Origin of the sequence: Neisseria yangbaofengii (assembly GCF_014898075.1) — a bacterium.
Taxonomy (GTDB): Bacteria; Pseudomonadota; Gammaproteobacteria; order Burkholderiales; family Neisseriaceae; genus Neisseria; species Neisseria yangbaofengii.
Genome location: NZ_CP062976.1, coordinates 125296 through 150335, shown reverse-complemented (window position 1 = coordinate 150335; position 25040 = coordinate 125296). Strand labels below are relative to the sequence as shown.

General features: G+C 43.9%; 33 protein-coding genes, 2 tRNA genes, 1 rRNA gene and 2 pseudogenes. 5 read left to right on the top strand and 33 right to left on the bottom strand.

Features of this window, described 5'->3' with window-relative positions:
* Positions 1 to 43: 43 nt before the first annotated feature.
* The 4 genes from H4O27_RS00810 to H4O27_RS00795 form a co-directional block, all read right to left on the bottom strand.
* Positions 44 to 119: transfer RNA gene (locus H4O27_RS00810), tRNA-Ala, on the bottom strand.
* Between the two features lie 11 nt (positions 120 to 130).
* Positions 131 to 207: transfer RNA gene (locus H4O27_RS00805), tRNA-Ile, on the bottom strand.
* A 132-nt stretch (positions 208 to 339) separates the two neighbouring features.
* Positions 340 to 1880, bottom strand: a 16S ribosomal RNA gene (locus H4O27_RS00800).
* Positions 1881 to 2599: 719 nt separating this feature from the next.
* Positions 2600 to 3406 (bottom strand): cytochrome C assembly family protein, encoded by an 807-nt coding sequence (locus tag H4O27_RS00795; RefSeq protein WP_165010548.1) that lies wholly within the window; start codon positions 3404 to 3406, stop codon positions 2600 to 2602.
* A 118-nt stretch (positions 3407 to 3524) separates the two neighbouring features.
* On the opposite strand from H4O27_RS00795, the gene ffh reads away from it, so the two are divergent.
* Positions 3525 to 4895 carry a signal recognition particle protein gene (ffh, locus tag H4O27_RS00790; RefSeq protein WP_165010550.1) on the top strand — a complete coding sequence of 457 codons (1371 nt, stop codon included), beginning with the start codon at positions 3525 to 3527 and terminating at the stop codon, positions 4893 to 4895.
* 208 nt (positions 4896 to 5103) lie between these two features.
* Here ffh and H4O27_RS00785 read toward each other — a convergent pair.
* Positions 5104 to 6055: pseudogene (locus H4O27_RS00785) on the bottom strand (transposase); the annotation flags it as partial.
* Positions 6056 to 6283: 228 nt separating this feature from the next.
* On the opposite strand from H4O27_RS00785, the pseudogene H4O27_RS00780 reads away from it, so the two are divergent.
* Positions 6284 to 6855, top strand: a pseudogene (locus H4O27_RS00780) (IS1595 family transposase).
* Positions 6856 to 6967: 112 nt separating this feature from the next.
* Here H4O27_RS00780 and rplQ read toward each other — a convergent pair.
* The 28 genes from rplQ to rplC form a co-directional block, all read right to left on the bottom strand.
* Positions 6968 to 7333, bottom strand: coding sequence for a 50S ribosomal protein L17 (gene rplQ / locus H4O27_RS00775; protein WP_165010552.1), 366 nt, complete (start codon positions 7331 to 7333; stop codon positions 6968 to 6970).
* Positions 7334 to 7357: 24 nt separating this feature from the next.
* Complete coding sequence (locus H4O27_RS00770; RefSeq protein ID WP_165010554.1) at positions 7358 to 8344, bottom strand: DNA-directed RNA polymerase subunit alpha; 987 nt, start codon at positions 8342 to 8344, stop codon at positions 7358 to 7360.
* A 25-nt stretch (positions 8345 to 8369) separates the two neighbouring features.
* Positions 8370 to 8990: a 30S ribosomal protein S4 gene (gene rpsD, locus H4O27_RS00765; RefSeq protein WP_165010556.1), complete on the bottom strand. Its 621-nt coding sequence runs from the start codon at positions 8988 to 8990 to the stop codon at positions 8370 to 8372.
* A 19-nt stretch (positions 8991 to 9009) separates the two neighbouring features.
* The gene (gene rpsK / locus H4O27_RS00760; protein WP_002216249.1) at positions 9010 to 9405 is read right to left on the bottom strand and encodes a 30S ribosomal protein S11; all 396 of its coding nucleotides are present in this window, start codon (positions 9403 to 9405) and stop codon (positions 9010 to 9012) included.
* A 19-nt stretch (positions 9406 to 9424) separates the two neighbouring features.
* Positions 9425 to 9787 carry a 30S ribosomal protein S13 gene (gene rpsM, locus H4O27_RS00755; RefSeq protein ID WP_095502541.1) on the bottom strand — a complete coding sequence of 121 codons (363 nt, stop codon included), beginning with the start codon at positions 9785 to 9787 and terminating at the stop codon, positions 9425 to 9427.
* A 66-nt stretch (positions 9788 to 9853) separates the two neighbouring features.
* Positions 9854 to 9967, bottom strand: coding sequence for a 50S ribosomal protein L36 (gene rpmJ, locus H4O27_RS00750; protein ID WP_003697674.1), 114 nt, complete (start codon positions 9965 to 9967; stop codon positions 9854 to 9856).
* 19 nt (positions 9968 to 9986) lie between these two features.
* Complete coding sequence (gene infA, locus H4O27_RS00745; RefSeq protein ID WP_003684714.1) at positions 9987 to 10205, bottom strand: translation initiation factor IF-1; 219 nt, start codon at positions 10203 to 10205, stop codon at positions 9987 to 9989.
* A gap of 4 nt (positions 10206 to 10209) precedes the next feature.
* Positions 10210 to 11520, bottom strand: coding sequence for a preprotein translocase subunit SecY (gene secY, locus H4O27_RS00740; RefSeq protein ID WP_165010558.1), 1311 nt, complete (start codon positions 11518 to 11520; stop codon positions 10210 to 10212).
* Positions 11521 to 11533: 13 nt separating this feature from the next.
* A complete protein-coding gene (gene rplO / locus H4O27_RS00735; RefSeq protein ID WP_165010561.1) occupies positions 11534 to 11968 on the bottom strand; it encodes a 50S ribosomal protein L15 in 435 nt (144 codons plus the stop codon).
* A gap of 3 nt (positions 11969 to 11971) precedes the next feature.
* A complete protein-coding gene (rpmD, locus tag H4O27_RS00730) occupies positions 11972 to 12157 on the bottom strand; it encodes a 50S ribosomal protein L30 (protein ID WP_165010563.1) in 186 nt (61 codons plus the stop codon).
* Positions 12150 to 12668, bottom strand: coding sequence for a 30S ribosomal protein S5 (gene rpsE / locus H4O27_RS00725; RefSeq protein ID WP_165010565.1), 519 nt, complete (start codon positions 12666 to 12668; stop codon positions 12150 to 12152). The genes rpmD and rpsE overlap by 8 nt, the downstream gene beginning before the upstream one ends.
* A 17-nt stretch (positions 12669 to 12685) precedes the next feature.
* Entirely contained in the window at positions 12686 to 13039 is a 354-nt protein-coding gene (gene rplR / locus H4O27_RS00720; protein ID WP_165010567.1) for a 50S ribosomal protein L18, read from the bottom strand.
* A gap of 13 nt (positions 13040 to 13052) precedes the next feature.
* Positions 13053 to 13586: a 50S ribosomal protein L6 gene (gene rplF / locus H4O27_RS00715; protein ID WP_165010569.1), complete on the bottom strand. Its 534-nt coding sequence runs from the start codon at positions 13584 to 13586 to the stop codon at positions 13053 to 13055.
* 13 nt (positions 13587 to 13599) lie between these two features.
* Positions 13600 to 13992, bottom strand: a complete 393-nt coding sequence (gene rpsH / locus H4O27_RS00710; protein WP_165010571.1) for a 30S ribosomal protein S8 — start codon at positions 13990 to 13992, stop codon at positions 13600 to 13602.
* A gap of 14 nt (positions 13993 to 14006) precedes the next feature.
* Complete coding sequence (rpsN, locus tag H4O27_RS00705; RefSeq protein ID WP_095502535.1) at positions 14007 to 14312, bottom strand: 30S ribosomal protein S14; 306 nt, start codon at positions 14310 to 14312, stop codon at positions 14007 to 14009.
* Positions 14313 to 14314: 2 nt separating this feature from the next.
* Positions 14315 to 14854, bottom strand: coding sequence for a 50S ribosomal protein L5 (rplE, locus tag H4O27_RS00700; protein ID WP_165010573.1), 540 nt, complete (start codon positions 14852 to 14854; stop codon positions 14315 to 14317).
* 9 nt (positions 14855 to 14863) lie between these two features.
* Entirely contained in the window at positions 14864 to 15187 is a 324-nt protein-coding gene (rplX, locus tag H4O27_RS00695; RefSeq protein ID WP_165010575.1) for a 50S ribosomal protein L24, read from the bottom strand.
* 12 nt (positions 15188 to 15199) lie between these two features.
* The gene (gene rplN, locus H4O27_RS00690) at positions 15200 to 15568 is read right to left on the bottom strand and encodes a 50S ribosomal protein L14 (RefSeq protein ID WP_002215434.1); all 369 of its coding nucleotides are present in this window, start codon (positions 15566 to 15568) and stop codon (positions 15200 to 15202) included.
* A gap of 223 nt (positions 15569 to 15791) precedes the next feature.
* Entirely contained in the window at positions 15792 to 16055 is a 264-nt protein-coding gene (rpsQ, locus tag H4O27_RS00685; protein ID WP_165010577.1) for a 30S ribosomal protein S17, read from the bottom strand.
* A complete protein-coding gene (gene rpmC / locus H4O27_RS00680; protein WP_019272314.1) occupies positions 16055 to 16246 on the bottom strand; it encodes a 50S ribosomal protein L29 in 192 nt (63 codons plus the stop codon). The genes rpsQ and rpmC overlap by 1 nt, the downstream gene beginning before the upstream one ends.
* On the bottom strand, positions 16246 to 16662 hold the full coding sequence (gene rplP / locus H4O27_RS00675) for a 50S ribosomal protein L16 (RefSeq protein ID WP_165010579.1): 417 nt from the start codon (positions 16660 to 16662) through the stop codon (positions 16246 to 16248). Before rplP ends, rpmC begins: the two co-directional genes overlap by 1 nt.
* Positions 16646 to 17341, bottom strand: a complete 696-nt coding sequence (gene rpsC / locus H4O27_RS00670; RefSeq protein ID WP_165010581.1) for a 30S ribosomal protein S3 — start codon at positions 17339 to 17341, stop codon at positions 16646 to 16648. The genes rplP and rpsC overlap by 17 nt, the downstream gene beginning before the upstream one ends.
* A 9-nt stretch (positions 17342 to 17350) precedes the next feature.
* A complete protein-coding gene (rplV, locus tag H4O27_RS00665) occupies positions 17351 to 17680 on the bottom strand; it encodes a 50S ribosomal protein L22 (protein ID WP_003749277.1) in 330 nt (109 codons plus the stop codon).
* Between the two features lie 8 nt (positions 17681 to 17688).
* A complete protein-coding gene (gene rpsS, locus H4O27_RS00660; RefSeq protein WP_002215422.1) occupies positions 17689 to 17967 on the bottom strand; it encodes a 30S ribosomal protein S19 in 279 nt (92 codons plus the stop codon).
* A gap of 5 nt (positions 17968 to 17972) precedes the next feature.
* The gene (rplB, locus tag H4O27_RS00655) at positions 17973 to 18806 is read right to left on the bottom strand and encodes a 50S ribosomal protein L2 (protein WP_165010584.1); all 834 of its coding nucleotides are present in this window, start codon (positions 18804 to 18806) and stop codon (positions 17973 to 17975) included.
* A 5-nt stretch (positions 18807 to 18811) separates the two neighbouring features.
* On the bottom strand, positions 18812 to 19126 hold the full coding sequence (rplW, locus tag H4O27_RS00650) for a 50S ribosomal protein L23 (RefSeq protein ID WP_193004295.1): 315 nt from the start codon (positions 19124 to 19126) through the stop codon (positions 18812 to 18814).
* Entirely contained in the window at positions 19123 to 19743 is a 621-nt protein-coding gene (gene rplD, locus H4O27_RS00645; protein WP_165010589.1) for a 50S ribosomal protein L4, read from the bottom strand. The genes rplW and rplD overlap by 4 nt, the downstream gene beginning before the upstream one ends.
* Positions 19743 to 20387 carry a 50S ribosomal protein L3 gene (gene rplC / locus H4O27_RS00640; RefSeq protein ID WP_165010591.1) on the bottom strand — a complete coding sequence of 215 codons (645 nt, stop codon included), beginning with the start codon at positions 20385 to 20387 and terminating at the stop codon, positions 19743 to 19745. The genes rplD and rplC overlap by 1 nt, the downstream gene beginning before the upstream one ends.
* 321 nt (positions 20388 to 20708) lie before the next feature.
* Between rplC and H4O27_RS00635 the strand changes: the two genes are divergently transcribed.
* The 3 genes from H4O27_RS00635 to H4O27_RS00625 are packed head-to-tail and all read left to right on the top strand — an operon-like array spanning position 20709 to position 24959.
* Positions 20709 to 22730 carry a class I SAM-dependent DNA methyltransferase gene (locus H4O27_RS00635; protein WP_308806045.1) on the top strand — a complete coding sequence of 674 codons (2022 nt, stop codon included), beginning with the start codon at positions 20709 to 20711 and terminating at the stop codon, positions 22728 to 22730.
* Positions 22723 to 24066, top strand: a complete 1344-nt coding sequence (locus H4O27_RS00630; protein WP_165010593.1) for a restriction endonuclease subunit S — start codon at positions 22723 to 22725, stop codon at positions 24064 to 24066. The genes H4O27_RS00635 and H4O27_RS00630 overlap by 8 nt, the downstream gene beginning before the upstream one ends.
* Positions 24051 to 24959: a hypothetical protein gene (locus H4O27_RS00625; RefSeq protein ID WP_165010595.1), complete on the top strand. Its 909-nt coding sequence runs from the start codon at positions 24051 to 24053 to the stop codon at positions 24957 to 24959. The genes H4O27_RS00630 and H4O27_RS00625 overlap by 16 nt, the downstream gene beginning before the upstream one ends.
* Positions 24960 to 25040 lie beyond the last annotated feature (81 nt).

Genomic DNA, 25040 nt, shown 5'->3' with positions numbered 1-25040 from the left:
TTTTATTTAAATTCTGCCAACTGACTTTGATTTGGAAAGTATTTGGTGGAGGCAAACGGGATCGAACCGATGACCCCCTGCTTGCAAAGCAGGTGCTCTACCAACTGAGCTATGCCCCCAGTATGAGTTGTGGTGGGTCTGGGAGGACTTGAACCTCCGACCCCACGCTTATCAAGCGTGTGCTCTAACCAGCTGAGCTACAAACCCAAGGTCGTTATTTTGAAACCGTTTCACCAAACCAGGCCTTATTGCCGATCCGTTACTTTGTTTTCTCAATATCTTCTGCATCTTCTACAGTTTACCGATAAGTGTGAATGCGAGAAGCCTCTTCTTCTCTAGAAAGGAGGTGATCCAGCCGCAGGTTCCCCTACGGCTACCTTGTTACGACTTCACCCCAGTCATGAAGCATACCGTGGTAAGCGGCCTCCTTGCGGTTAGCCTACCTACTTCTGGTATCCCCCACTCCCATGGTGTGACGGGCGGTGTGTACAAGACCCGGGAACGTATTCACCGCAGTATGCTGACCTGCGATTACTAGCGATTCCGACTTCATGCACTCGAGTTGCAGAGTGCAATCCGGACTACGATCGGTTTTGTGAGATTGGCTCCGCCTCGCGGCTTGGCTACCCTCTGTACCGACCATTGTATGACGTGTGAAGCCCTGGTCATAAGGGCCATGAGGACTTGACGTCATCCCCACCTTCCTCCGGCTTGTCACCGGCAGTCTCATTAGAGTGCCCAACTTAATGATGGCAACTAATGACAAGGGTTGCGCTCGTTGCGGGACTTAACCCAACATCTCACGACACGAGCTGACGACAGCCATGCAGCACCTGTGTTACGGTTCCCGAAGGCACTCCTCCGTCTCTGAAGGATTCCGTACATGTCAAGACCAGGTAAGGTTCTTCGCGTTGCATCGAATTAATCCACATCATCCACCGCTTGTGCGGGTCCCCGTCAATTCCTTTGAGTTTTAATCTTGCGACCGTACTCCCCAGGCGGTCAATTTCACGCGTTAGCTACGCTACTAAGCAATCAAGTTGCCCAACAGCTAATTGACATCGTTTAGGGCGTGGACTACCAGGGTATCTAATCCTGTTTGCTACCCACGCTTTCGAGCATGAACGTCAGTGTTATCCCAGGGGGCTGCCTTCGCCATCGGTATTCCTCCACATCTCTACGCATTTCACTGCTACACGTGGAATTCTACCCCCCTCTGACACACTCTAGTCAGCCAGTTCAAAACGCAGTTCCCAGGTTGAGCCCGGGGATTTCACATCTTGCTTAACTAACCGTCTGCGCTCGCTTTACGCCCAGTAATTCCGATTAACGCTCGCACCCTACGTATTACCGCGGCTGCTGGCACGTAGTTAGCCGGTGCTTATTCTTCAGGTACCGTCATAAGTTTATGGTATTAACACAAACCTTTTCTTCCCTGACAAAAGTCCTTTACAACCCGAAGGCCTTCTTCAGACACGCGGCATGGCTGGATCAGGCTTGCGCCCATTGTCCAAAATTCCCCACTGCTGCCTCCCGTAGGAGTCTGGGCCGTGTCTCAGTCCCAGTGTGGCGGATCATCCTCTCAGACCCGCTACTGATCGTCGCCTTGGTAGGCCTTTACCCCACCAACTAGCTAATCAGATATTGGCCGCTCGAATAACGCAAGGCCCGAAGGTCCCCTGCTTTCCTCCTCAGAGCGTATGCGGTATTAGCTAATCTTTCGATTAGTTATCCCCCATTACTCGGTACGTTCCAATATGTTACTCACCCGTTCGCCACTCGCCACCCAAGAAGCAAGCTTCTCTGTGCTGCCGTCCGACTTGCATGTGTAAAGCATGCCGCCAGCGTTCAATCTGAGCCAGGATCAAACTCTTATGTTTAATCTCTAACTTTTTAACTTCTGGTCTGCTTCAAAGAAACTGACAAGTCAATGTTTTAAACATTTGTCTTGTCTGTCTTTTTCAACAGTGTGAGGCTTGTCGCACTCACACTTATCGGTAATCTGTTTGTTAAAGAGCAAAAACCGAATTATATAACACCTAAACTGCTTGTCAACTCTTTTTTTTCAAAATCTATCGAAAATCCAAATCAACCGTGCTATAATTGTCAGTTCGGTTCTTCACCGCCGAAGCAGCGAAGAACCGAACTATACTCCTCGCCCCGATACCCGTCAACCCATACCCTCAATAAATTTTAACCCAAACCGCCAACCACCTGTTTTACAACCGGATTTAGTTCCAAACAAATGACATAAATCTTCAAAACCTTAAATCCCAATCCCCAACCTCATCCTTGCAATAAAGGCCGTCTGAAAGATTCAGACGGCCTTGTTCACTATATACATATACTACAACCAAAAATGTATTTCTATTTAATACTTTAGTAGTGACAAATCATTCAAAATAATACTTGCGCATTTATTAACCATCTATTACATTTAGACCACGGTCGCGATGAATTCATTTTCAGCCGACTTAAAAAAGCCAAGATAGCAAAGGTCATAAAAATAGAAGAGACTGACAATACCAACGCAATATCCCAATAAACGCAATATCCCAATAAAAGAGCTGTTTTTTATAGCAGCTCTTTTCCATTTTGTTTATTGCGCCAAGATGATTTCCAAAACAAACTTACTACCGGCGTAAGCCAGAACCAAACTGCTGAAACCGATAATCGTCCAAATTGCCGCTTTTTTACCGCGCCATGCCATCATACTGTGTTTGAGCAATAAGCCACCGTAAATCAGCCACGATGAAATGCCGAATATGGTTTTATGGGTAAAGGTGATCGGCTTGCCGAATACGCTTTCAGCGAAGAATGTTCCGCTGATCACAGAATAAGTCAACAAAACAAAGCCGACCAACATGCCACGGAACATCAGTTTTTCTAAACTCAGCAACGGCGGTAGAAATGTTACCAATGAAGACATTTTACGCTTATGCAGGCTTCGGTTTAAAAGCAGAATCAATACGGCAAACAGCGTAACAATCCCGAATAAGCCGTATGCCAGTAATGATGTGCCCACATGCAGCATAAACGGTACATCGCTGATTTCATAACCGATGAATTTCCCCGGGAAAATCATGCCCAATAATAAAGACAGCGCCGCACACGGATATAACAGCAATTGCAATCCGCGCAAACAATAAAAGAAGCTGCCGAAGCAATACATTATCAGCATCAACCACACAATCAGGCTGATGGAATAGCCGAACCCCGTAATCAATACTTGATCCCTGATTACCGGCAGCAACAAAGCTGCACCATGTACCAGCAACGCCACGCCCAATACCATTAATTCAGCATGGACAGGATACGCCTGATCACGGTGTTTTTTATGACGCATCCACACAAAACCCGACAATCCGGCATACACCAGCATCAGGCAAATCAAAATTATCGGCATAACAAACTTTCTCTGTACGCATATTCATAACCGCGTACGATGGTGTAAAATAAGACCGATTTTATTTTATCAAATAATGCCCTCTTGTGGGCAGCTATTCTCATTATCAAGGATAAGCATGTTAGACAACTTAACCGACCGCTTCAGCAGCGTTTTGAAAAACATCCGCGGCCATGCAAACTTAACCGAAGACAATATTAAAGAAGCTTTGCGTGAAGTTCGACTGGCTTTATTAGAAGCCGATGTTGCCTTGCCGGTCGTCAAAGAATTCATCAACAACGTCAAAGAAAAAGCAATCGGCCAAGAAGTAGCCGGCAGCCTGACACCCGACCAAGCATTTATCGGCGTGGTAAACGATGCCCTGGTTGAATTGATGGGTAAGGAAAATACTTCGCTGGATTTATCTGTTGCCCCGCCTGCCGTGGTATTGATGGCCGGTTTGCAGGGCGCAGGCAAAACCACGACCGTCGGCAAATTATCGCGCTTATTGAAAACCGAGCATAAGAAAAAGATTCTGGTGGTATCTGCCGACGTATACCGCCCTGCTGCGATTGAACAATTACGCTTATTGGCCGAACAAGTCGGCGTGGATTTCTTCCCTTCCGACATCAGTCAAAAGCCGGTTGATATTGCTCAATTGGCTGTGGACTATGCCAAAAAGCATTTCTATGATGTGTTGATGGTCGATACCGCCGGTCGTTTGGCCATTGATGAAGAAATGATGAAAGAAATCAAAGCGCTTCATGTAGCTGTGAATCCGGTGGAGACGCTGTTTGTCATCGACTCCATGCTTGGCCAAGATGCGGTGAACACTGCCCAAGCCTTTAATGAAGCCTTACCGCTCACCGGTGTGATTCTGACCAAAATGGATGGTGATGCGCGCGGCGGTGCGGCTTTGTCTGTGCGCCACGTTACTGGCAAACCGATTAAATTTATCGGTATCGGCGAAAAAGTCACCGGCTTAGAGCCTTTCCACCCAGATCGCATCGCCAGCCGCATTTTGGGCATGGGCGACGTATTGAGCCTGATTGAAGACGTTCAACGCGGCATCGATGAAGCCGCCGCCGCCAAAATGGCGAAGAAAATCCAAAAAGGCAAAGGCTTTGACCTGAATGACTTTAAAGAACAAATCCAGCAAATGCGCAACATGGGGGGCTTGGAAAACCTGATGTCGAAAATGCCGGGCGAACTTGGCCAAATCTCCAAGCAAATCCCTGAAGGTACTGCCGAAAAAGCCATGGGCAAAGTCGAGGCCATCATTAACTCGATGACCCCGAAAGAACGCGCCAACCCTGCTTTAATCAAAGCCAGTCGCAAACGCCGCATCGCTGCCGGCGCCGGTACCAATGTGCAGGAAGTGAACAAAATGCTGAAGCAATTCGAGCAATCTCAGCAAATGATGAAAATGTTCAGCGGCAACGGCATATCAAAGCTGATGAAAATGGCCAAAAGCATGAAGGGCATGAAAGGGATGTTCCCAGGTATGTAATGTTATTTACCTAAATAGATATAAAGAAGGTAAAGGCCGTCTGAATAACTTTTTTTCAGACGGCCTGGGGCCTGTGCAAAACTCTCTTTCCCAAACAATAAAGGTTACTTGAATTATCAAGTCACCTTTATTTCTCCTCCAAACACACAGATTTCCCTAAGTTTCCGAATCCTGTCACCCAAGCGCCCGATTTCCCGGGTGCTCCTTTTTCAGCAACAGGCGCAATGAGGCTGAGTTTGTTTGCCGTTTTGAGCAAATTCAAATACATCACTTTCAAATGATTTTACGCATTCGCTTTCCGTAAGCCGAAATATGTTGCCCTATGGCAGCGGAACTTACGGTGCAATGTACCGAAACCCTGTTCCGCCACATAACGGGTATTTGATAAGTATCGGTTGCGTTGTTTGTCTTCGTCTGTTAAGGGGCGGCCACGGCGGGCTTTCCGCATGATGCCGTCTGAAAGTTTTTTTGTTGTTTAAGCATTGCAGCCTTTGCCGGCATATACGGCGGTGTATTCGGCTGTGCCGTCGAAGTGGCGGCACTCGTGTTCGTTGGCGGGGCTGACATGCAGTTGGCCGGTATCGGTGTGTTGTTTACAGCTGGTTTGAATTTGCAGTCTTTTTTATCCGACGGGCGTCTTTGTCTTTGCCGGGGGAGGTTTCGTCGGTGATACCTTCTCATCGGTTTCAATAGTCTGACGTTGTTTGCCGCCGGCGGTTTGGATGATGGCGGCGTCGATAATTGCGGCGGCTTTTTCTACTTTTAAGTCTTTGTCGGTGAGCTGTCGGTTAATCAGTTCTGACGGATAAGGCAAAGTTTGGTCCTGCGCCAACCGGCAGCGGCAGAGTGTGCTGTGGCCGGGAATGTCCGGTTCGTCGAAGCCGCAGAAGAGGTTGGGGACGATATGGGTAATCAGGCTGTGTTCGAGTTCGGGGGCGGCGAGGCTGTGCCACTGTCCGTTCAGGACGGCTTTGAACATGGGGGGGTAGGAATAGGTCGGACAGCCGCGTCGGTCGGGAATGCAGTGGTTTTTTTTGTTGCTGAAGATAGGTATGGATGGATTGCCAATCGATGATTTGGTTGATTTTGAGCAGTGTGAAGCGGTCAATGCCGTTGATGGCAATGATGGTTTGGGCGGTTTCTTGGAAAAAGCTGCCCATGGAAAATTTTCTAAATTCGGTTTAGGGGAATTTAGAGGTTTTTTTTTTGGGGGGGGGGGGGGGGAGTATAAAAGTCTCAGGCTGCCTGAAAAATATTTCAAAGCCAATTTAAGCATCAAAATAACCCGAACAGTATTTAAAATTAGGGGCTGACGTAGATTAGCAGTTAGGTTACACTGAAAAAATGAAGATAACCCATTACAACACAGTAAATCTACACAGCGAAAGTTGCTTCAGTTTTTTGTGTTAGAAGTTACTGCTCGTTCAGCAGCGGATATACTCGGTATTCAACCTAATTGTGCTATGTTGTTTTACCGAAAAATCCGTCAAGTGATTGCCTGCCATTCAGCACTTCAAGCAGACGAAGTTTTTGACAGCTCTATTGAGCTGGACGAAAGCTATTTTGGCGGACAACGCAAGGGTAAACGCGGTCGTGGTGCAGCCGGTAAAGCGGCTGTTTTTGGTATTTTAAAACGCAATGGTAAGGTCTATACTGTTGTGGTTGAAAACACCAAACAAGATACTTTACTACCTGTTATTAAAAGAAAAATCATGCCTGATAGTATTGTTTATACGGACTGTTACAAAAGCTGTGATGTGCTTGATGTGAGCGAATTTATTCATCATCGCATCAATCATTCACAGATTTTTGCAGAGCGTCAAAACCACATTAACGGCATTGAGAATTTCCGGAACCAAGCAAAACGTGTTCTGAGAAAATACAACGGAATTGACCGTAAATCTTTTCCCTTATTCTTGAAAGAATGTGTGTTCGTTTTAATTTTGGCACACCAAAATAGCAGTTAAAAATTCTGCGAATTTGGTGTGGTGTTTAGGGCTAATCTGTCAGCCCCTAAAATTAAACACACCATCTATTTAAATAAATAGATGGTGTGTTTAATTTTAAATTGATTATTCAGCTGCTTTATCAACCAATTCTACCAACGCCAAAGGCGCATTGTCACCTTTACGGAAACCGTATTTCAGTACACGAACATAGCCGCCGTTGCGAGCAGCAAAACGTGAACCCAATTCGTCAAACAATTTAACCACTACATCGCGATCACGAGTACGGTCAAATGCCAAACGACGGTTTGCCAAAGAAGGTTTTTTACCCAAAGTAATCAAGGGCTCTACCACGCGGCGCAATTCTTTTGCCTTAGGCAAAGTGGTCACGATAGTTTCGTGAGTCAACAAAGAATTTGCCATATTGCGCAGCATCGCAGCGCGGTGGCTGCTGGTACGGTTTAATTTGCGGTTACCATTACGATGACGCATGTCATTATCCTTTAATCTTCAAACTTACGGCTTTTCTAAGCCTACAGGCGGCCAAGCTTCTAATTTTGAACCTAATGTCAGGCCTTTAGAGGCTAACACTTCTTTGATTTCATTCAAAGATTTACGGCCCAAATTGGGAGTTTTGAGAAGCTCGGTTTCAGTACGTTGAATCAAATCGCCAATATAATAAATATCTTCAGCTTTCAGACAATTAGCTGAACGTACAGTTAATTCCAAATCATCCACCGGACGTAACAAGATAGGATCGATTGGAGGTGCTTTTTCTTCAACCTCTTCAACCGATGTACCTTGCAAATCAGCAAAGATAGACATTTGGTCAATTAAAATACGTGCGGCACTGCGTACGGCTTCTTCCGGCTCAATAGAACCATCGGTTTCAATATCCAAAACCAATTTATCCAAGTCGGTACGTTGCTCTACGCGTGCAGGTTCAACTTCAAAGCTAACACGGCTGATGGGCGAAAAACTCGCATCCAACTGAATCGCACCAATCTGTTTGCTTTCATCGCGTACAACACGACGCCCTGAAACGGATTGATAACCACGGCCTTGCTCAACTTTGATTTCCATTTCAACTTGGCCGTTATTGGACAAGTGGCAAATCACGTGTTCAGGATTTAAAATTTCCACATCATGTGGCAATTCAATGTCCCCAGCAACAACTGCACCGGCACCTGATTTTTTCAAAGTCAACTGAACTTGGCTACGACTGTGCAACTTAAATACGATACCTTTGATGTTCAACAAAATGTCTACGACATCTTCTTGAACACCGTCAACGGTAGAATATTCATGCAACACACCGGTAATAGCTACTTCAGTCGGTGCAAAACCATTCATGGATGACAGTAAGATACGACGCAAAGCATTACCTAAAGTGTGACCAAAACCACGTTCAAACGGCTGCATTGAAACTTTTGCACGTGTAGCAGACAAAGTATCTACATCAATTTGACGAGGTTTCAAAAATTCGGTTGTGCTATTTTGCATTTAACTGTCCCTCACTGAGCTAGCATTATTTAGAGTAGAACTCTACCACCAGCTGTTCATTAATATCGCCAGTTAATTCTGAGCGATCCGGCATATTTTTGAATACACCTTCCAATTTATCTGCATCAACTGAAACCCAGCTAGGCAAACCAATTTGAATTGCCAAGCTCAAAGCTTCTTGGATACGTACTTGTTTTTTAGCTTTCTCGCGGATAGCTACAACATCACCGGCTTTAACTTGAAAAGAAGGGATATTCACAACTTGTCCGTTAACGGTAATCGCTTTGTGAGAAACCAATTGACGGGCTTCTGCACGGGTAGAACCGAAGCCCATGCGATATACAACATTGTCTAAACGAGATTCCAATAATTGCAGCAACAACTCACCGGTAGAACCTTTACGGCGTGAAGCTTCTGCAAAATAACGACGGAATTGACGTTCTAATACGCCGTAAATACGACGGATTTTTTGTTTTTCACGTAATTGCAGACCGTAGTCTGATAAACGTGGTTTTTTAGCACCGTGTTGACCTGGTGCAGAATCCATTTTACATTTTGACTCTAAAGAGCGGCGTGCACTCTTCAAAAACAGATCTGTACCTTCACGGCGTGCTAATTTACATTTAGGGCCAATATAACGTGCCATATTTCAAATCACTCCAATATTAAATACGACGTTTTTTAGGTGGACGGCAACCGTTATGAGGCAACGGGGTAACGTCAGTAATGCTGGTAATCTTGAAACCAAGAGCATTGAGCGCACGTACAGAAGATTCGCGACCTGGGCCCGGGCCTTTAATGCGAACCTCTAAATTTTTAACGCCATACTCTTGGGCAACTTTACCAGCTGCTTCTGCAGCTACTTGAGCTGCAAATGGTGTACTCTTACGTGAACCTTTAAAACCAGCGCCGCCAGAGGTAGCCCAAGACAATGCATTGCCTTGACGGTCAGTGATTGTAATGATGGTATTGTTAAAAGATGCATGAACATGCACAATACCTTCGCTTACGGTTTTACGTACTTTTTTACGTACACGCGAAGCTGTGTTTGCTTTAGCCATTAATCAATTTCCTTAAAAATTATTTCTTACCGGCAATCGCTTTGCGCGGACCTTTACGGGTACGTGCATTTGTGCGAGTGCGTTGACCGCGACAAGGTAAGCCACGACGATGACGGAAGCCGCGATAGCAACCCATATCCATCAATCGTTTAATGCTCATTGTTACCTCACGACGCAAGTCACCTTCAACTTCATATTTAGCAACTTGCTCACGCAAGGCGTCCAATTGAGCCTCGTCCAAATCTTTTGCTTTTACGGTAGGAGCAATATTTGCAGCCTCGCAAATCAATTTAGCACGAGTCGCACCAATACCGTAAATAGCTTGCAAGCCAATAACGATATGGGCATTATTAGGGATATTTACCCCTGCAATACGAGCCATATTTTTTCCTTTTAGGGCAAAGTGTGTCACTATACCACAAAATCAAATTAAGAGAAATAAACTCTCTTAACCTTGACGTTGTTTGTGACGTGGATCAGTACAAATCACACGAACTACGCGATTACGACGAATAATTTTGCAGTTACGGCAAATTTTCTTTACAGAAGGTTGTACACGCATTTTTTTTCCTTTATACAGTCTATCTTGCTCTGAATACGATACGAGCACGGGTTAAATCATAAGGCGTCAATTCAACGGTTACCTTATCTCCTGGAGAAATTCGAATGTAGTGCATCCGCATTTTTCCAGAAATATGACCTAAAACCACATGGTCATTCTCAAGTTTAACTTTGAATGTTGCATTCGGCAAAGTTTCAAGAATTTCGCCTTGCATTTGTATGGTATCTTCTTTAGCCATAGTCTTACTTACGTGATAATGATTTCATATCGGGACGATTCATTAGGCTTTCATATTGCTGGGTCATACGATAAGAGTTAATTTGTGTACTAAAATCCATCGTTACCACAACCAAAATTAATAGCGAAGTACCACCCAAATAGAAAGGTACATTTAATGCAGTCGTTAAGAATTCAGGAATCAAACAGATGATGGTAATGTATAAAGCACCAAAAAGGGTTAAATGCAATACTACCTTCTCTAAGTATCTAGAGGTTTGATCACCTGGGCGAATACCTGGTACAAAAGCCCCACTCTTTTTCAAATTCTCGGCCATTTCTTTCGGGCTGAATACCAATGCCGTATAAAAATAACAGAAGAAAATAATCGTTGCTGCAAATATCAGAATATAAAGCGGTTGACCATGTTGGAGCATGGCAGCAACTTTGTGTAACATACTGTCCGTATTGTTTGACCCAAACCAGCTTAGTAAGGTAGAAGGGAACAAAATAATACTGGAAGCAAAAATTGGCGGAATAACCCCAGCCATATTTAATTTGAAAGGCATGTGCGTATTTTGGCCTTGCCTCACATGGCCAAACTGTCGTTTGGCATAATGAACAGGAATTTTACGCTGCGCACTTTCAAAATAAACCACAATATAAATCAGCAACAATGCACCGATTACAATAGACACTGCCATCAACATACTCATTGCACCTTGATTGGTTAATGTCCAGAGCTGCAGGAGCCCGGCCGGAATACCGGCGGCAATACCTGCAGTAATAATCAATGAAATACCGTTGCCAATACCTCTTTCAGTAATTTGCTCCCCCAACCACATCAAGAACATGGTACCGGTAACCAAACATACTACTGTTGAGATGTAAAATTCTAACTGATTTGCAACGACAATACCTTGTTGAAAAACAAAGGTTGCTACACCAAAACTTTGCAGAATAGCCAGCAACACAGTACCATACCGCGTGTATTTCGTAATAATTTTACGACCAGCTTCGCCTTCTTTTTTCAAAGCCTTTAAGGAAGGCAGAATTTCAGAAGCAAGCTGCACAATAATCGAAGCTGAAATATACGGCATGATACCGATTGCAAATATACTAAAGCGCTCCAACGAACCTCCTGAGAACATATTTAACATTCCCAAAATACCGTTTCCAGCGCTTTCGTATAATTTAGCTAATGCAACAGCATCTACACCCGGCACTGGAATATGAGCACCAATACGGAAAACGACCAATGCCCCAATTAAGAACAATAGACGCTTTTTCAAGTCTCCAAATTTAGATAAACCTGAGGAAGATTGTTGACCAGCCACTGTAATTTAAGCCTTATTCTTCAACTTTACCACCAGCAGCTTCGATTGCTGCTCGTGCGCCTTTAGTTGCCTTAATGCCTTTTAAAGTAACGGCTTTTGAAACTCCACCAGAAGCAATTACTTTTACGTTAGCAGCATTTGCAGGAACCAGACCTGCCTGTTTCAATACCAACAAGTCGATTTCTGATACTGCAACCAAGGCTAACTCACTTAAACGTACTTCTGCATTTGATGAAGCAGTTAAAGATTTGAAGCCACGCTTAGGCAAACGGCGTTGCAATGGCATTTGACCGCCTTCAAAGCCCACTTTATGAAAGCCACCAGAACGACTCTTTTGGCCTTTATGGCCACGACCACCGGTTTTACCTAAACCACTACCAATGCCACGACCAACGCGACGTGCTGAACAGGTTGCACCTTCAGCTGGTCGGATAGTATTCAAAAACATATATTAAGACTCCACTTTCAACAAGTAGCTGATTTTATTAATCATACCACGGTTTTCAGGGGTATCCAAAATCTCAACGGTATGCTCACGACGACGTAAACCCAAGCCACGTGCACAAGCACGGTGAGATTCAATAGTACCAATCAAGCTTTTAGCCAAAGTAACTTTGATTTTTTTCTGCTCAGTCATAACCAGCTCCTAAAATATCTTCTACTGTCAAACCACGTTTAGCAGCAATATCAGCAGGAGTATATAATTTTGATAAGCCGTCTAATGTAGCGCGTACAATGTTGTAAGGGTTGGTAGAACCATGTACTTTAGCAGAGATGTTATGGATGCCCATCGCATCAAATACCAAACGCATTGGACCACCGGCTTTTACACCACTACCTTCTTTTGCAGGTTGCATAAATACACGGGTAGCACCATGACGACCAATTACTTCATGATGAATCGTACCGTTTTTCAAAGGTACTTTAATCATAGAGCGACGAGCCTGATCCATTGCTTTTTGAACGGCTACAGGCACTTCTTTAGACTTACCTTTGCCCATACCGATGCGACCATCACCATCACCTACTACAGTTAGCGCAGAGAAAGCCATAATACGACCGCCCTTAACGACTTTTGTTACACGGTTTACGGCGACCATTTTTTCGATTAAGCCGTCACCGCGTTCTTCAATTTCATGTTTTGCCATCTGAAAGACTCCAAATATTAGAAGCTTAAACCATTTTCACGAGCAGCTTCAGCTAATGCTTTTACACGGCCGTGATATTGGAAACCAGAACGGTCAAAAGCAACTTTCTCTACACCTGCTGCTTTTGCTTTTTCTGCAATACGTTTGCCAATCAATGCAGCCGCTTCAACATTGCTGCCTGATTTTAAGCTACTACGTACTTCAGATTCCAAGGTAGAGGCTTGAGCCAATACTTTATCACCTTCAGCACTAATTACTTGAGCATAAATATGATTATTGGTACGGAACACACATAATCTTACCATTTTCAAGTCCGCGATACGGGCACGGGTTTTGCGTGCACGACGGAGTCGGGTTGCATATTTATTCATTAGTGAACCTCAATTATTTTTTCTTGGCTTCTTTCATCACCACCACTTCACCTGCATAACGCACACCTTTACCTTTATAAGGCTCAGGAGAACGGAATGCGCGAATTTCAGCAGCAACTTGACCAACAGTCTGTTTATTCGCACCAGTCAATACGATTTCAGTTTGACTAGGAGTTTGAACAGAAACACCTTCAGGCATTTCGTAAACGATTGGATGAGAAAAACCCAAAGACAAGTTCAAAGTTTTGCCTTGAGCTTGAGCACGATAACCCACACCAATTAATTGAAGCTTTTTCTCAAAACCTTCAGAAACACCTTTAACCATGTTATTAACCAACGCACGGGCAGTACCAGACATTGCATTTGCTTGCTTGGTATTGTTTGCCGCAGCAAAAGTTAACACACCGTCTTCTAATTTAATAACGACATCAGAATTCAAAGGAAATGACAATTCGCCATTTTTGCCTTTAACAACCAATGCGTCTGTTCCGAATTTTACTTCTACACCAGCAGGAACAGTCACTGGATTTTTAGCTACGCGTGACATTTATAATTCTCCACTAGGCAACGATGCACAACAACTCACCACCCACGCCTGCAGCACGAGCTTTACGGTCAGTCATTACACCCTTAGAAGTACTTACAATAGCAACACCCAAGCCATTCATAACACTTGGAATCTCGCTAGAAGCTTTATAAATACGCAAACCAGGACGTGAAACACGTTTAATTTGCTCAATAACAGGGCGACCTGCATAGTATTTCAGTTGAATTTCCAATACTGGTTTTGCATCAGCAGAAACCGTAAAATCCTCAATGTAACCTTCTTCTTTCAAAACTTTAGCAATTGCACATTTTAATTTTGAAGACGGCATTGCCACAACTGCTTTATTTGCACGTTGCGCATTGCGGATTCGAGTCAACATATCGGAAATAGGATCATGCATACTCATTATTAATACTCCTATTACCAGCTAGCTTTAACAACACCCGGAATTTCGCCACGCATAGCGATTTCACGGATTTTAATACGACCCAAACCGAATTTACGGAAAGTGCCACGAGGACGACCTGTTAACGCACAACGGCGGCGTTGGCGCACAGGCGCTGCATTTCGCGGAATTGCTTGGAATTTCAAACGAGCCTCGAAACGCTCTTCATCAGTAGCATTCGAATCATTAATAACAGCAAAAATCTCTTCACGCTTAGCTGCATATTTTTTCGCTAAAGCTTGACGTTTCAGCTCGCGATTAATAAGTGCTTTCTTAGCCATGGTTAACCTTTGAACGGAAATTTAAATAAAGATAACAAAGCTTTCGCTTCTTCATCAGTTTTGGCGGTAGTCGTAATGGTGATATTCAAACCACGCAAAGCATCAATTTTATCGTATTCAATTTCCGGGAAAATGATTTGCTCACGCACACCCATATTGTAATTGCCACGACCATCAAAAGACTTACCATTCACACCACGGAAGTCACGTACACGAGGCAATGCAATAGTAACTAAACGATCTAAGAATTCAAACATTTGATCGCGACGTAAAGTTACTTTACAACCTACAGGGTAGTTATCACGAATTTTAAATCCCGCAATAGACTTGCGTGCAACAGTTACCACTGGTTTTTGGCCAGCAATTTTTTCCAAATCTGATACAGCATGTTCCATTACTTTTTTATCAGCTATAGCCTCACCAACACCCATATTCAAGGTAATTTTCTCAATACGAGGAACTTCCATAATGGATTTATAACCGAACTGTTTTACCAATTCAGGAACTACCGTATCTTTATAATACTCTCTCAAACGAGCCATGATATCTCCTTATGCTCCGATGATAGAGCCATTAGATTTAAAGAAACGAACGCGCTTAACTTTACCTTCGTTCTCAATCAATTTAATACCAACACGATCAGCTTTATTGGTTTCTGGATTTAAAATCGCAACATTTGAAATTGCCAAAGGCATTTCTTTAGCAATAATGCCACCCTCAACACCGCGCATAGGGTTTGATTTTTGGTGACGTTTTACTACGTTTACACCTTCAACAACAATTTTATCACCCAAAATGCAAACTACTTGACCTTGCTTACCTTTATCCTTACCAGCAATAATGACTACTTTATCGCCTTTAATAATTTTGTTCATCGCTTCTTTTCCTTATAAAACTTCAGGTGCCAATGAAACAATTTTCATGAAACGTTCAGTCCGTAATTCACGAGTAACTGGACCAAAAATACGGGTACCTAGAGGCTCAAGCTTATTATTCAACAATACTGCTGCATTGTTATCAAACTTAATCAACGCGCCATCTGGACGACGAACGCCTTTAGCAGTACGAACAACGACTGCATTGTATACATCACCTTTTTTAACACGGCCACGAGGCGCAGCATCTTTTACTGCAACTTTAATAATATCGCCAACCGAAGCGTAGCGACGCTTAGATCCGCCCAATACTTTGATACACATCACACGACGTGCACCAGAGTTATCAGCCACATCTAAGATGGTCTGCATTTGAATCATGTTATTACCTTTAAATTAACCAACTTAATTTACCATTTTCAAATAACTCGCAACATGAATTGCTGCTTATTAAATGAAACCATCACGGTTCCAGTAAACCAGTCTTGGATCCCGAAGGGAAGAAACTTTCAGAAAGAGACTGAAAGATAAGAAACGAAGTTTACACGCAAATCGAATTTGCTGCAATACTTCGTTTCCTATTAGTGCATTACTGTATCAAAAATTAAACAGTACGCGCTTTCTCAACCAATTCTTTTACAATCCAAGATTTAGTTTTTGACAATGGACGCGACTCTTCGATTACTACAACATCACCCACGCCATATTGATTTTGCTCATCATGAGCATGGATTTTGGTAGATAAACGAATAATTTTACCGTATAACGGGTGTTTCACTTTACGCTCAACCAGTACAGTAACTGTCTTATCCATTTTATCACTGACTACTTTGCCTTGCAAAGTACGAACATTTTTAGCTTCGCTCATTACTTAGCACCTTTTTCAGTTAAAATGGTTTTAATACGAGCGATATCGCGACGAACTCGTTTTAATTCACTCGGTTTGCCCAATTGACCAGTCGCATTTTGCATCCGCAAACCAAACTGAGCCTTCAACAAATCCAGCAAATCGGCATTCAACTGCTCAACAGATTTGTCTTTTAATTCATTTGCTTTCATTACAAACCTACCTGTCTTACTACAAAGGTTGTAGGAATAGGCAACTTGGCAGCAGCCAATTCAAAGGCTTCGCGAGCCAATGCCTCAGGCACACCGTCCATCTCGTACAATACTTTGCCCGGTTTAATTTCAGCAACGTAGTATTCAACGTTACCTTTACCGCCACCCATACGAACTTGAATAGGTTTTTCAGTAATCGGTTTATCAGGGAATACACGAATCCAAATACGACCACCACGTTTGATGTGACGGGTCATTGTACGACGTGCCGCCTCAATTTGACGTGCAGTCAAGCGACCGCGACCTACAGCTTTCAAGCCAAATTCACCGAAGCTGACTTTATTGCCACGGGTGGCAACACCGGTGTTACGGCCTTTGTGCTGTTTGCGGTATTTCAGTCTAGTTGGCTGCAGCATGACGACCACCTGCCTTTCTTTGTTTCTTCTCTTGCTCAGGTTTAGCTGCAGACTTGTCATTGCCTTCAGTGTAAACCCAAACTTTCAGACCCAACACACCATAAGTAGTGTGTGCCTCACTGGTCGCATAAGCCACGTTTGCACGCAGAGTATGCAAAGGCACACGGCCTTCACGATACCATTCGCTACGGGCAATATCCGCACCATTCAGACGGCCTGAAGTCATAATTTTGATGCCTTTCGCACCGGCACGCATTGCATTTTGCATAGAGCGTTTCATTGCACGGCGGAATTGAACACGTTTTTCCAATTGTTGCGCAATGCCGTCGGCAATAATTTGCGCATCCAGTTCAGGCTTGCGGATTTCTTCGATATTTACATGAACAGGCACGCCCATCAGCGCTTGCAGGTCACGTTTCAAAATCTCGATATCCTCGCCTTTTTTACCGATTACCACACCCGGACGGGCAGAATAAATGGTGATACGAGCTGATTTTGCAGGACGCTCAATTACAACACGACCAACAGAAGCGTTAGCCAAACGGGCGCGCAGGTAGTTGCGTACATCGATGTCTTGCTTCAATACAGTCGAAAAATCGTTGCTTTTAGCAAACCATTTAGAAGACCAGTCTTTAGTTACCGCCAGGCGAAAGCCTGTAGGGTTAATCTTTTGTCCCATAGCTTTTCCTTAGTTGCCCACTGTCACATTGATATGACAAGTTTGTTTTTCAATGCGGTTACCGCGACCTTTGGCACGAGCTTGGAAACGTTTCAAGCTAGGGCCTTTGTCAACAAAGATAGTTACCACTTTCAGTTCGTCAATGTCAGCACCATTGTTGTGCTCTGCATTGGCGATGGCTGATTCCAGAACCTTCTTAATCAATTCAGCGCCTTTTTTCGGGCTGAATGCCAAGATGTTCAACGCTTGGGCAACGTCTTTACCACGGATCAAATCAGCTACCAAGCGAGCTTTTTGAGCTGAAATACGGGCATTTTTATGTTGTGCACTTACTCTCATGATTCACCTTATTTCTTTTTAGCCTTTTTATCAGCCAAGTGGCCTTTAAAGGTACGGGTCAATGAGAACTCACCCAATTTATGACCAACCATATTGTCGCTGATAAACACAGGCACATGAGTGCGGCCGTTGTGAACAGCGATAGTCAGGCCGATAAAATCAGGCAAAATGGTAGAACGACGCGACCAAGTTTTAATCGGGCGTTTGTCGTTGCTTGCACGAGCAGCATCTACTTTTTTCAGCAAATGCAGGTCTACATATGGGCCTTTTTTCAATGAACGAGCCATATTAATTAACCTTTATTTGAGTAACGACGACGAACAATCATATTATCCGTGCGTTTGTTATTACGAGTGCGGTAACCTTTAGCAGGCGTACCCCATGGGCTAACCGGTTCGCGAGCTTCGCCGGTACGGCCTTCACCACCACCATGAGGGTGATCAACAGGGTTCATTACGACACCACGAACGGTAGGACGAATACCACGCCAACGGTTAGCACCGGCTTTACCGATTTTCTTCAGGCTTTGTTCTTCGTTACCCACTTCACCGATAGTCGCGCGGCAATCAACGTGGATTTTACGCACTTCGCCTGAACGCAGACGAACTTGAGCGTAAATACCTTCTTTTGCCAGCAATACGGCTGAAGCACCGGCAGAACGTGCGATTTGCGCACCTTTGCCCGGTTTCATTTCGATACAGTGAATGGTTGTACCTACCGGAATATTGCGGATCGGCAAAGTGTTACCCACTTTGATGGCAGCTTCTGCACCGGATACCAAAACCGCACCGGCTTGGATACCGCGAGGAGCGATGATGTAACGACGTTCACCGTCTGCATAGCACAGCAGTGCGATGAATGCAGTACGGTTAGGGTCGTATTCGATACGCTCAACTTTAGCAGGAATACCGTCTTTGTTACGTTTGAAATCAACTACACGGTAGTGGTGTTTATGGCCGCCGCCTTTGTGGCGGGTAGTAATGTGGCCATTATGGTTACGACCGGCAGTAGAATTTTTCTTTTCAACCAGAGGTGCATAAGGTGCACCTTTGTGCAAACCTTCTGCAACCACGCGAACCATGCCGCGACGGCCTGCAGAAGTTGGCTTCATTTTAACGATTGCCATTTTACTTATTCCTTATCTGCAGCTGCAGCAGCGGCTTCCAAATCCAACTCTTGACCGGCAGCCAAGCTCACATAAGCTTTTTTAACATCGCTGCGACGGCCCAAAGTGCGACCAAAACGTTTGGTTTTACCTTTGATGGTAACAGTGGTTACAGCAGCAACCTGAACACCGAACAACAGCTCAACAGCTGCTTTGATTTCAGTTTTAGTTGCATTTGCCAACACTTTAAACGTCATTTGGTTGCGTTTTTCAGCCAACAAGTTGCTTTTTTCAGAAACAACAGGTGCCAAAATCACTTGAGTCAAACGTTGTTGATTCATACCCATTGCTCCTCTAATTGTGCAACCGCATCTTTAGTGATGATTACTTTTTTGTAGCGCAGCAAGCTGTAAGGATCAACTTGTTGTGCTTCCAAAACCAGTACATTCGGCAAGTTGCGTGAAGCCAAATAAACATTTTCGTCCAACTGCTTGGTAACAAACAGCACTTGTTCAAAACCTAAGTTTTTCACTTGTTCGGCGAACACTTTAGTTTTAGGAGTTTCAGCAGTCAATGCATCGATAGCAAACAGACGTTCGTCACGAGCCAGTTGCGACAGGATGGTCGCCATACCAGCACGGTACATTTTACGGTTCACTTTTTGAGTGAAATTTTCGTCAGGTTTGTTCGGGAATGCACGACCACCTTTACGCCACAGCGGAGAAGAGGTCATACCGGAACGAGCACGGCCGGTACCTTTTTGGCGCCATGGTTTTTTAGTTGAATGGTTTACTTCGGCACGGGTTTTCTGAGCACGATTACCTGAGCGGGCATTTGCCAAGAAAGCAGTTACCAGCTGGTGAACCAAAGCTTCATTGTATTCGCGAGCAAACAAAGCATCAGAAACAGCCAAGCTTCCTGAAACCTGTCCTTTAGCGTCAATTACTTTTAATTCCATTACGCACCCACTTTCACGCTTGGACGTACCACAACATCACTGTTAACCGAACCCGGAACAGCACCTTTTACCAACAGCAGTTGGCGTTCTGCATCAACACGTACAACTTCCAGTTTTTGAACAGTTGCTTTGGTGTTGCCGTATTGACCCGCCATGCGTTTACCGGGGAACACACGACCCGGGTCTTGTGCCATACCGATAGAGCCGGGAACACGGTGAGAACGGGAGTTACCGTGGGAAGTACGTTGAGAACCGAAGTTATGACGTTTGATCGTACCAGAGAAACCTTTACCTTTAGAGGTGCCGGTTACGTCAACCAATTGGCCCACTTCAAACATGGTTACAGCGATTTCATCGCCTGCTTTCAACTCAGCCAATTTGTCTTCAGTTAAAGCAAATTCAATCAAACCACGACCGGCTTCAACACCTGCTTTAGCAAAGTGACCAGCTTCGGCTTTGGTTACTCGGTTTGCTTTTTTCTGACCAAAGGTAACTTGAACGGCAGTGTAGCCGTCAGTATCTTTGGATTTTACTTGTGTAACGCGGTTAGCAGACATATCCAACACAGTTACCGGAACAGAAGCACCCTGTTCGTCGAACACGCGAGTCATACCAACTTTGCGTCCAACCAGACCTAAAGTCATGATTATTTTCCTTTTAAGTAAAGGGGCAGGCTACGATTGGCCCGCCTTGGACAAAGATAAAAACTTGGCACGGATGTACCAAGCCCCACACTATATCACAGCTTAAGAAAAGTTTTCAAGAAAAACCTACACTTGCCACATATTTTTTCAGCAACGTTGTTTTTTTCGCAACGCCGGCCACTCTGTCTTCCCTATTTGAATCAGGCATTTTACAATTAGCCGGATATCTTACCCGCAGGCCGTCTGAAAAATGCGCTTTCCACCAATCCCGATTTTCAGACGGCCTGACACTGCAAAAATAAAGCAACCTCATGATTTTAAATTGAAAATAATACAGGAATATGTTATAATGACCAAGCACCAAGCACCAAGCACCAAGCATTAAACAGTGAACAGCAACAGTTCTTAAACGAACTCGACAGCCGCCTGTGGGCCGCCGCCGACAAACTCCGATCCCAACTCGACGCCGCCAACTACAAACACATCGTCTTAGGCTTCGTCTTCCTCAAATATATCGCCGACAGCTTCAGCGACTTACGGGAAAAGCTCGCCGCCGACTTTCAAAACCCCGATTCCGAATACTATTTCGATCCTGAAGACTACACACCCGAAACCTACGCCCAAGCACTGGCAGACGAATTGGAAGACCGTGATTACTACGCCGCCGCCAATATCTTCTGGGTACCCGCCGCCGCCCGCTGGGACAACCTCAAACAAGCCGCCCACTATCCGCTCGGCAAAGAATTACCTTGGGGCCGCAAATTCAGAGGCGTAGCCAACCTGATTGACGAAGCCTTTGCCGCCATCGAACAAGAAAATCCCAAACTCAAAAACATTATCCAGCGCATCAGCGGCTTCGGCGTAAGCGAAGCCACCCTGATCGGCCTGCTCAACCTCTTTTCCACCACCGATTTCAACAAACCCACCCTCAACGGCAAACCCGTATCACTGGCCGCCAAAGATATTCTCGGCCATGTTTACGAATACTTTCTCGGCGAATTTGCCCAAGAAGAAGGCAAAAAAGGCGGCGAATACTTCACCCCCAAAGCCATCGTCAGCCTGATTGTCGAAATGCTCCAACCCTATCAAGGACGGGTTTACGACCCCGCCATGGGATCGGGCGGCTTTTTCGTGCAGACCGAAAAATTTATCCGCAGCCATCAAGGCAAAGTCAGCAATATTTCCATCTACGGGCAGGAATACAACCCGACTACCTGGCGGCTGGCCGCCATGAACATGGCCATTCGGGGCATAGAATTCGACTTCGGCAAACAAAATGCCGACAGCTTCACCAACCCGCAGCATATCGACAAAAAAATGGATTTCGTCATGGCCAATCCACCGTTTAACGTCAAAGAATGGTGGAACGAAAGCCTGACCGGAGACCCTCGCTGGCAATACGGCATGCCACCCGAGGGCAACGCCAACTTTGCCTGGATACAGCATATGCTCTACCACCTCTCGCCCACCGGCAAAATCGGCTTAGTATTGGCAAACGGTTCCATGTCGAGCCAAACCAACGGCGAGGGCAAAATCCGCCAAAACCTGCTGCAGGCCGACTTAGTCGAAGCCATGATTGCCCTACCCAACCAACTTTTTGCCAACACCCAAATCCCCGCCTGTATCTGGATTTTCAATAAAGCCAAAAAACGCAAAGGCGAAGTATTGTTTATCGACGCCCGCCAACTCGGCTATATGAAAGACCGCAAACGGCGGGATTTCCACCCCGAAGACATTGCCAAAATTGCCGATACCTACCACAACTGGCAGCAAAACAACGGCTATCAGGACATTCCCGCCTTCTGCTGCACCGCCGACCTTGCCAAAATCGAAGAAAACGACTGGGTACTTACCCCCGGCCGCTATGTCGGCACGCCCGAACAGGAAGATGACGGGGTGGATTTCGCCGAGAAAATGCAGGAATTAACCGACAAATTATCACGGCAATTTACCCAAAGTTCCGAATTGGAATTGAAAATCAAAGAAAACTTAAAAAATTTAGGTTTTATTGGAGAACGTCAAGCCGAACCGGAATTTAACCGAGCAATGGATGCCGTATTCTCATGTTGGGTTGCCGATAAATTAGACATTAAATACCGCGCAGATCCCAAACAAGTTCCGGATTTATTCATTACCGCTCTAAAACATATGGGAAAAATCTCCTCTTTTGCCATCAACAATATGGTTGATTTGAAAAAACTCTATTTAGAATTCTATGAGAGCGACCAAATCCAAGATATTCATACCCACGCATGGTCAGAAATAAAAAATATTTTAATGAACTATATGGATCGACACATCAACCAAACAAAAGGAAACGGTGAAGTAAATGAAAATGAATAAATGGAAAGAATACTCTTTTTCTGATATTGCTGAATTTATATCTACAAAAACTGCACTTTCTGAAATAGAAACAGAGCAATACATATCCACCGAGAATATGATTCCTAATCTTGGAGGGGTAACTATTGCTACTGCATTACCCGATATGGACCGCTGCAATTCTTTCCAAGAAAGAGATATTTTATTTTCCAATATCAGAACTTATTTCAAAAAAGTATGGTTCGCCCAATTTTCAGGTGGCTGCTCCGCAGATGTATTAGTCATTAGAAGTAAAAATGAAAATATTTTATTAAACGAATATTTGTATTTATTAATTTGCTCTGAGGATTTTATCAATTACACCGTAGTTTCTTCCAAAGGAACTAAAATGCCCCGAGGAGATAAAAAGGCAATACTTAATTTCAAATTAAATATTCCACCTATTCCTATTCAGAGAAACTATATTAATCAATATTTCAAACTAAATGAAAAAATCCAACTCAACACCGAAATCAATCAAACCTTAGAACAAATGGCGCAGACGGTGTTTAAAAGTTGGTTTGTCAATTTCGATCCTGTGCGCAGCAAAGCGGCTGCACGGGCAGCGGGGGCGGATGGCAGGCAGGTGCTGCTCGCCGCCATGCAGACCCTGTCCGGCGTATCCCCTACCGTGCTTGCCAAATGGCAGCACAGCGACCCCGAATACTACCGCCAACTCGAACAGCTCGCCCAAGCCTTTCCTGATGAATTAGAGGAAATAGAGGGATTCGGGGAAGTGCCTAAGGGGTGGAATGTTTTGGATTTAAACCAATTATTCGAATTTATCGGCGGTTCACAACCGCCTAAATCGGAACATATTTATGAAGAACAAGCTGGATATGAACGATTTGTACAAAATCGTGATTTTTCAAATGACAACCACAGGACTTATATCCCTATTTCCAAAAGAAATAAGCTATGCGAAGCCAAAGATATTTTGATGGATAAATATGGAGAAGCCGGCAAAGTCCGTTATGGAATAAAAGGAGCATACAATGTCGCATTAGCAAAAATAGAACCTAAACAAGAAAACATCAGGGAATTTTTACGTTGCTATTTTACGCAGGAAAAAATTCAAGCGTATTTAGCCCAAGCTTCAGTAGCTTCAACACGAAACTCCCTGAATTCATCAACCTTTATCGGTATGAAAACTGTTTTACCATGCGGGGAAATTCTTAGTCGATTTGAAAATATGGTTAGTCAATACATTGATAAAAACCTTCAGATTAAACAAGAGAATATTATCCTTGCTAATTTAAGAGATACTTTATTACCTAAATTATTGAATGGAGAAATCGAATTATGCACCAATCAATAGTTGAGCAATGGAAAAAACTATATCGCCGTTTTGATGAACTTCAATGTAGAGAATATGAAACTAAAGAACAACTTTCTAGTTTATTTTATTCTATAAATCAATCTATTAATGTTGCCGTTCTCTCTGCGGTGATATCCACAGACAAAGTACAAACCCATCTTAATGAAATCGAAACAGTTATTCAAAGGCAACAAGAATGGCTACCAATTAATCAAAAAGATGAGGCAATCTTACACCAACACTTGGAAGCATTAGACGAAATATTCGAGAATGTCGATGGCTTACCGTTTTTCAAAGCTTTAGATGAAAAAATGAATACGGCTATCTTGGCCGCTCAAAAGAGAATCAATGAAAAATCTGATGATTTTTTTGGTAGACATACCAGTAAACATATCAATTATGAATTTAATCAACAATATAAAAATATTAAACTGTGGCTTATCGGGAAACAACTCGCTTTCTATACTGTTTTAATTGGTTTGCTGTTCTTTAATTTATGGTTGATTTGCTATGGTTTCCATAGCGACATACCTTCATCTGTGTTTTTGATGTTGAAATTATCCGTTGCTGTACCTGCGGTATGGCTGCTGTTTCATTTATCGGCACAAATCAAGGAAGACCGTAAATTAAAGCAGGCTTATCTGCATAAGGCAGTAATTGCCAAATCTTATATGAATTATGCTCAATCGTTTAACGATCAGACATTTGTCGGCGATAAGGAAGTGAAAAAAGAGATGATTACCTTATTGTTAAAATTAAGTGTGGAAACATTAAGGGAAAACCCCGCTGAATTACTGTTAAAAAATCCGGCAAAAGATGACAGCGGAAACATGCAGTCAGTTATTGAAAAGCTGATTGATAAGTTACCGAATTATAAAACACCTTCTACCTGAAGGCTGTCAGATTTCGCCCTCAAACGGCTAACACAGGATTTTAAGCAGTCATCGATGCCGTCTAAAAACCGATAACTCCGA

Excerpts from the sequence above, each read along its gene's own strand:
- rpsD (WP_165010556.1), bottom strand. The coding sequence starts at position 8,990 with ATGGCACGTTATATTGGCCCTAAATGTAAATTAGCACGCCGTGAAGGT.
- H4O27_RS00770 (WP_165010554.1), bottom strand. The coding sequence starts at position 8,344 with ATGCAAAATAGCACAACCGAATTTTTGAAACCTCGTCAAATTGATGTA.
- rpsQ (WP_165010577.1), bottom strand. The coding sequence starts at position 16,055 with ATGAGCGAAGCTAAAAATGTTCGTACTTTGCAAGGCAAAGTAGTCAGT.
- rpsE (WP_165010565.1), bottom strand. The coding sequence starts at position 12,668 with ATGGCAAAACATGAAATTGAAGAACGCGGTGACGGCTTAATCGAAAAA.
- rpsH (WP_165010571.1), bottom strand. The coding sequence starts at position 13,992 with ATGAGTATGCATGATCCTATTTCCGATATGTTGACTCGAATCCGCAAT.
- rplF (WP_165010569.1), bottom strand. The coding sequence starts at position 13,586 with ATGTCACGCGTAGCTAAAAATCCAGTGACTGTTCCTGCTGGTGTAGAA.
- H4O27_RS00625 (WP_165010595.1), top strand. The coding sequence starts at position 24,051 with ATGCACCAATCAATAGTTGAGCAATGGAAAAAACTATATCGCCGTTTT.
- rpmD (WP_165010563.1), bottom strand. The coding sequence starts at position 12,157 with ATGACTGAGCAGAAAAAAATCAAAGTTACTTTGGCTAAAAGCTTGATT.
- infA (WP_003684714.1), bottom strand. The coding sequence starts at position 10,205 with ATGGCTAAAGAAGATACCATACAAATGCAAGGCGAAATTCTTGAAACT.
- rplR (WP_165010567.1), bottom strand. The coding sequence starts at position 13,039 with ATGAATAAATATGCAACCCGACTCCGTCGTGCACGCAAAACCCGTGCC.
- H4O27_RS00795 (WP_165010548.1), bottom strand. The coding sequence starts at position 3,406 with ATGCCGATAATTTTGATTTGCCTGATGCTGGTGTATGCCGGATTGTCG.
- rplE (WP_165010573.1), bottom strand. The coding sequence starts at position 14,854 with ATGGCTCGTTTGAGAGAGTATTATAAAGATACGGTAGTTCCTGAATTG.
- ffh (WP_165010550.1), top strand. The coding sequence starts at position 3,525 with ATGTTAGACAACTTAACCGACCGCTTCAGCAGCGTTTTGAAAAACATC.
- rplO (WP_165010561.1), bottom strand. The coding sequence starts at position 11,968 with ATGTTTTTGAATACTATCCGACCAGCTGAAGGTGCAACCTGTTCAGCA.
- rplV (WP_003749277.1), bottom strand. The coding sequence starts at position 17,680 with ATGAGAGTAAGTGCACAACATAAAAATGCCCGTATTTCAGCTCAAAAA.
- rpsM (WP_095502541.1), bottom strand. The coding sequence starts at position 9,787 with ATGGCTCGTATTGCAGGGGTAAATATCCCTAATAATGCCCATATCGTT.
- rplD (WP_165010589.1), bottom strand. The coding sequence starts at position 19,743 with ATGGAATTAAAAGTAATTGACGCTAAAGGACAGGTTTCAGGAAGCTTG.
- rpmC (WP_019272314.1), bottom strand. The coding sequence starts at position 16,246 with ATGAAAGCAAATGAATTAAAAGACAAATCTGTTGAGCAGTTGAATGCC.
- rpsC (WP_165010581.1), bottom strand. The coding sequence starts at position 17,341 with ATGGGACAAAAGATTAACCCTACAGGCTTTCGCCTGGCGGTAACTAAA.
- rplC (WP_165010591.1), bottom strand. The coding sequence starts at position 20,387 with ATGACTTTAGGTCTGGTTGGACGCAAAGTTGGTATGACTCGCGTGTTC.
- rpsN (WP_095502535.1), bottom strand. The coding sequence starts at position 14,312 with ATGGCTAAGAAAGCACTTATTAATCGCGAGCTGAAACGTCAAGCTTTA.
- rplP (WP_165010579.1), bottom strand. The coding sequence starts at position 16,662 with ATGCTGCAGCCAACTAGACTGAAATACCGCAAACAGCACAAAGGCCGT.
- rplB (WP_165010584.1), bottom strand. The coding sequence starts at position 18,806 with ATGGCAATCGTTAAAATGAAGCCAACTTCTGCAGGCCGTCGCGGCATG.
- rpmJ (WP_003697674.1), bottom strand. The coding sequence starts at position 9,967 with ATGCGTGTACAACCTTCTGTAAAGAAAATTTGCCGTAACTGCAAAATT.
- rplX (WP_165010575.1), bottom strand. The coding sequence starts at position 15,187 with ATGAACAAAATTATTAAAGGCGATAAAGTAGTCATTATTGCTGGTAAG.
- rplQ (WP_165010552.1), bottom strand. The coding sequence starts at position 7,333 with ATGCGTCATCGTAATGGTAACCGCAAATTAAACCGTACCAGCAGCCAC.
- rplN (WP_002215434.1), bottom strand. The coding sequence starts at position 15,568 with ATGATTCAAATGCAGACCATCTTAGATGTGGCTGATAACTCTGGTGCA.
- rpsK (WP_002216249.1), bottom strand. The coding sequence starts at position 9,405 with ATGGCTAAAGCAAACACAGCTTCGCGTGTACGTAAAAAAGTACGTAAA.
- rplW (WP_193004295.1), bottom strand. The coding sequence starts at position 19,126 with ATGAATCAACAACGTTTGACTCAAGTGATTTTGGCACCTGTTGTTTCT.
- rpsS (WP_002215422.1), bottom strand. The coding sequence starts at position 17,967 with ATGGCTCGTTCATTGAAAAAAGGCCCATATGTAGACCTGCATTTGCTG.
- H4O27_RS00630 (WP_165010593.1), top strand. The coding sequence starts at position 22,723 with ATGAATAAATGGAAAGAATACTCTTTTTCTGATATTGCTGAATTTATA.